This window comes from Halomonas sp. ND22Bw (assembly GCF_003011945.1).
GTDB lineage: Bacteria > Pseudomonadota > Gammaproteobacteria > Pseudomonadales > Halomonadaceae > Halomonas > Halomonas halophila.
This window is the reverse complement of the sequence record NZ_PXWD01001535.1, coordinates 1-245: the sequence shown is the minus strand read 5'-3', so window position 1 is coordinate 245 and position 245 is coordinate 1. Positions and strand designations below refer to the sequence as shown.

The window sequence follows — 245 nt, the reverse complement described above, 5'->3', positions numbered from 1 at the left end:
CGCGAGCTGTCGGTGCAGCTGCCCGACCTGCAGTCGCGCCTGACCCTGGCGCTGGTGTTCCAGCTGCACGCGCTGTCCGACGAGGACAAGCTGCGCGCCCTGCAGCTGCGCGCCTCGCGCCGCGGCCTGCACCTGACCGACGAAGTGGGGCGCTTCATCCTCACCCGTGGCGAGCGCAGCATGAGCGCACTGTTCGAGCTGCTCGAACGCCTCGATCAGGCCTCGCTGCAGGCCCAGCGCAAGCT

The 245-nt window shown here is 70.6% G+C and carries 1 pseudogene; it reads left to right on the top strand.

Annotated features, from left to right (window positions below):
* Positions 1-245: pseudogene (locus CVH10_RS23370) on the top strand (DnaA regulatory inactivator Hda); the annotation flags it as partial.